The organism is Cellulophaga sp. 20_2_10, assembly GCF_023476645.1.
Lineage (GTDB): Bacteria > Bacteroidota > Bacteroidia > Flavobacteriales > Flavobacteriaceae > Cellulophaga.
Genome location: NZ_JAMCOJ010000032.1, coordinates 1 through 4,633 on the forward strand (window position 1 = coordinate 1; position 4,633 = coordinate 4,633).

Annotated in this window: 3 protein-coding genes and 2 pseudogenes; 3 read left to right on the forward strand and 2 right to left on the reverse strand. The window is 27.8% G+C overall.

What is annotated here, in order from left to right; translation table 11 throughout:
- The first annotated feature begins 236 nt into the window (after positions 1-236).
- Positions 237-1,754: a tetratricopeptide repeat protein gene (locus M4I21_RS18270; RefSeq protein WP_249560668.1), complete on the forward strand. Its 1,518-nt coding sequence runs from the start codon at positions 237-239 to the stop codon at positions 1,752-1,754.
- Between the two features lie 158 nt (positions 1,755-1,912).
- Here the strand turns inward: M4I21_RS18270 and M4I21_RS18275 are convergent.
- Positions 1,913-2,258 (reverse strand): annotated as a pseudogene (locus tag M4I21_RS18275) (transposase); the annotation flags it as partial.
- Positions 2,259-2,478: 220 nt separating this feature from the next.
- Between M4I21_RS18275 and M4I21_RS18280 the strand changes: the two are divergent.
- A complete protein-coding gene (locus tag M4I21_RS18280; RefSeq protein ID WP_249560669.1) occupies positions 2,479-3,120 on the forward strand; it encodes a hypothetical protein in 642 nt (213 codons plus the stop codon).
- A gap of 198 nt (positions 3,121-3,318) precedes the next feature.
- A complete protein-coding gene (locus M4I21_RS18285; protein ID WP_249560670.1) occupies positions 3,319-4,449 on the forward strand; it encodes a TlpA family protein disulfide reductase in 1,131 nt (376 codons plus the stop codon).
- Positions 4,450-4,496: 47 nt separating this feature from the next.
- Here M4I21_RS18285 and M4I21_RS18290 read toward each other — a convergent pair.
- Positions 4,497-4,598: pseudogene (locus M4I21_RS18290) on the reverse strand (IS110 family transposase); the annotation flags it as partial.
- Between the last annotated feature and the right edge of the window lie 35 nt (positions 4,599-4,633).

A 4,633-nucleotide genomic window follows, 5' to 3' on the forward strand; every position in this document is an offset into this window, starting at 1 on the left:
AAAACGATGTAACATCAGTAGCTAAAAGCAATTTGGTACGACCCATCGAACTCTCGATCCAATAAAGTGGCTCACTAATCAATTTTTTTAAAAAAAAATCGCTCAGCGAGACGGCTAATAAGCTTTAGCCTCGCGTGGCCGCGCGAAACTAAAGCTTATTATCTTACACTTTTTGTATCTTCGTTCTCAAGGCCGAACTGCGTTTAGCAGGGCGTTGGCTGTAATTCTCACACCAAATGAGAGAAAGAAAAAAAATACTAATATTAATAACATTATTCTTAACAACTATCAGTTGGGCACAACCTGGACCAGGAGGTGGAGGGCTTACTATATATAACATTATAGATAAGCATGACAATGAAATTAATGTTTTGAAAGATTCTCTATTAAGAATTAGAACTTTTGATATGATAGGAGATATAGTTTATTGGGAGACTTTTCTTTATCAAGACATAAAAAAGCTTAAAAAAGATGATTTATCTTACAGAAAAAATCTTAGTATTTCACCTCATAATTATAACCTCAATCATAATATTAATCGATATCATAATGCTCAAAGTTTAATTTATATTATTTATAAAAAAGACACTATGGTTATTGATGCTAAAATAATGTCTGAAAATCTAAATTGGGAGCGTGACTCTTTACCAAAATTAAAAATTCAACAAGGTCATTTCAGCTATAATGTTATTTTAAAAAAAACAGCATCTAAAGTAAATTTAGATTTTTTAAAAGATGAAAATCAAGTTTATCAATATTATATGAGCCATTTCTATAGGCATCACTCGAATAAAGAACTTATTCAAGCAGAAAAAATGTTAAATAAAGCTATTCATAAAAATGAAGGCAAAAAAAATTGTGAAATGTTACAAGCTTTTTCGGATTTGAATACTACAAAAAAAGAGTACAGTAAAGCAATTAAGTATATTACAGAAGCCCTAAATAAAAAGTGCATTCCACATTTTGCAAATGACCAATATAAATCTTACTTGAATAGGATTGATTTATATACTAAAAACAAAGAATATAATAAGGCTTTAAAAGATTATGATACAATTGTTATTAAATACCCAATTAATGATGAGCATTATACTCCAAGGGAAATAGAACGAGCCTATTATAAACTAATGTATTTGAAGAATTATGACGAAATCATTAAAGAAATGACAAGTTTTATCAAGATAAAATTAGATGAAAATAGATTAAAAAAAATTGACCCTCAATACTCTGGAATGGGCCTGGCAGATGGTCTTTTTGTTATAGGCGCGTCCGAATATTTTAAAGGCAATAAAAACAAAGCTTATAAGCATTGGTTTAATTATATAGAATATGTAAACCTTGGAATTAATTCTATAGATAATACAACAGATTTTTTCAATAAATTAATTGATGAAAACCCTTCTGAATCAGAATTATATTTATTAAAGGCATTATGTTATAATGATTATGTAAGTGGTTATTATAAATCATCTGAAAATTTAGAATTATATAGAACTGCATTAGAAGATATAGTAAAAGCAGAGGAGTTGGGTTTTAATGGTTACAGAATTAATTATCAACGTTCAAGACTATATCATTATTTGGGTAAAGAAAAACAGAGTTTAGAAGAAATTAAAGTAGCTTTAAAGAAAAAACCTAAAGATTTAAATTGTCTTTTATTAAAAGCAGAGCTTAAAGGTAAATGGTCTGCAAACGCAAATAAGTATAGAGAATTATTAAAACAAATTGATTTGGAAAAGATTTGGTTTGATTAAATATGGATATCAAGAAATAAGTAAGAATAAAAACTACAGCTAACAAAGAACTGAGGTAAAAAACAAACAAATTCCTCGTTAATTCTAGGTATTATTATAGTGAGCTCATAGATTCTAAAACTGATTCTTTGAGCTTTTTTATTGTATTTATTTTCTTTTTATCTCGGTACTATAGAAACGTAAGTTTCATCATATGGCCTTCCTTGATTTTGCAATAACAAAGGCTTGTTTTAATAGTTTATTGCAAACGGCTATTAGCGCTAACTTTTTACTCTTTCCTTTGGCTACTATTCTGTCATAAATAGCTTTACAGGCCTTGTTATATTTACAAGCGTTAAAACTGCACATAAATAATAAATTTCTTAGTTTTTGATTTCCTATTTTACTAATTCTACTTCGTCCATTTACGCTTGTTCTACTTTTACGTATTAAAATTGTTAACCCAACATAACTGCTTAACTCACTACCACTCTTAAAACGCTCAAAACCGCCTACTAAAACCAACTACAAACACCACAGGTTTAAACTATTTTAATGCATAGTACACATAAAATTGGGTCAATTACACAAATACGTATTTGTAGTACAGAAAATAGTTTTAAATTGTGAGAAAAATAGCAACCTAATAATAGCTAGAAATGTAAAACGTGCGTTTACACAACCCTATTGGCGAAATAAACGCAATAAAATGAGGTTACTGACTAGTTGTGCATAATTAGAAAAAATGAAATATTATTACTTAAATAACTCGACTGAATTAGACGATATTTGTTTCTATCCACAAACAAAAATAATTAGCGGAACAACTGCACTTGAGGAAAAGCCTAATTATGACCAAAACTTTATCGAAAAAGGAAAAATAGAAATTAATTCTAAAGCTATCCAAACCAATTTATTGGGTAAATCACCTATCGGAAAAGGATTAATAATTGACAAAAAATTAAGAGATATACTTTTAGATTTTTCAATACCTGCTCATAGAATTCATAAAATCCCAACTACTCATAAAAATATAGAACTTGAATATTTTTGGTTAAGTTTTGTTCCTTCAAATAGACACATTGATTATGAAAAATCAGAATTTGAAATATTCAACTCATCTAAATTTAGAGTTTTAGGAAAGTTACAACTAAAATCCATTGACTTTTACCACCGAATAAATAAGTCTTTAACATTTGAAGAAAATACTCGGATTTCGAAATTAGTTTTTAAAGATAGTTTCCCGAAAAATGATTTAATTAATTTTGAGAAAATTAGACCTGGAGAGTTAATAAGTGAACAATTAAAAGATAGATTAATAAAAGAGAGAATTACTGGAATTAAGATTACTGAAGCCGAAATAATAACTATGCACAACAATATATAAAAAACATAGGGCTTTTGTGCTAACTCCAAAGGTCTGTGTTTATTTATAAAGTCCGCCAAATATAAAATTTGGCATTTTCAACGAAAAAGATAAAAGCAAAATATTATATTTAGCTAAGTGTCAAACCGAAACGAAGTGCTTATCAACTGCCCTACGTTTCTTATACTAAACGTTATATGCAACTCCAAAAAAACGAAAATGAAAGTTAAACTTTTAGTATTATTATTTTTAAGTATTTTTTTTAAAGCTAATTCCCAAAACACTTTAGTAGGAACTAAAGCTCCCGAAATTAACCCAGATAAATGGATTTACCCTGAAGGAGTTACTACTTCAAATGAAACAAAAGATTATACTGTAGTTGATTTTTGGTTTACTAAATGCGCTCCTTGTGTAGCAACAATTCCAGAGCTTAATTATCTAAGCTTACAAAATCCAAATATTAGGTTTCTATCAATAACTTTTGATAATACAAAAATAATTGAAAGCTTTATCAAAAAAGCGCCAATGTATTACCCAATAGGAATTGATACGGAAAGCAAACTAATCAAAAAATTTAAAGTGAGTGGTTTTCCTGAAACATTTATTATAGATAAAAAAGGAATAATAATTTGGCAAGGACATCCGATACATTTAAGTTCAGCTCTTGCTAATTTATCAAAAGGAAAACAAAATAAAAGCAATTTCGAATTATCTCAAAAAAATGAATGGAATCAACGAAGTTCCTATTCAATGAATATTAAAGAACATACTCTTGGAATGGGACCAGCTTCTAGTTTGAGCATTCAACCATTTGATGTTATGTTATTAAATAGAAAAGTAAAAAGAATTTTAAATGATTTTTATGGCATTAATAATTCAAGGATTATAACAAGTGACTCTTTGTTTCTTGAAAAAAGTTATGATGTTCAACTAAAACTAAATAAAGAAGTTATTAATCCAAAAAACAGTTTAGAGATATTCAAATTCCATTATCTAAATAGCATCGGATTGAAATATGAAAAAATAACCAAAAGTTCACTGGTACATGAATTAATCATATCCGACAATAAAAAATTAAATACATTTATTTCAAAAGAAAAACATGAAGGAATTAGCATCAGATATGATAATTGGGAATCTAAAGGAATAAAATTAGAAAAATTGAAAAGCTTCCTAGAAAATAATTATAATCTCGTTGTCGAATTGAATATTGAAAACACTAATAAGTTTAATTTTATTTTACCGAAAAACAACCTAAAAAAAGCACTTCTTAAACTTGAAAACGAATATGGAATATCCTTTTTAGAAAAAAACAAGAGGACATATTTTTATGAATTTAAAAAGAATTAAAAGCAGCATATAACAAAGTACTGTGGTAAAAAACAAGTAAAAACCCATTAATTTTTAACTAAAGTACTTCTATAAGAATCGTCATATATTAGTCCTGATTTTGCAATAGCAAAAGACTGTTTAAGTAGCTTATTAGCAACAGTTATTAGTGGCTAACTACTCCTCCCTTTGGCCACTATGCGAT

Excerpts from the sequence above, each read along its gene's own strand:
- M4I21_RS18270 (WP_249560668.1), top strand. The coding sequence starts at position 237 with ATGAGAGAAAGAAAAAAAATACTAATATTAATAACATTATTCTTAACA.
- M4I21_RS18280 (WP_249560669.1), top strand. The coding sequence starts at position 2,479 with ATGAAATATTATTACTTAAATAACTCGACTGAATTAGACGATATTTGT.
- M4I21_RS18285 (WP_249560670.1), top strand. The coding sequence starts at position 3,319 with ATGAAAGTTAAACTTTTAGTATTATTATTTTTAAGTATTTTTTTTAAA.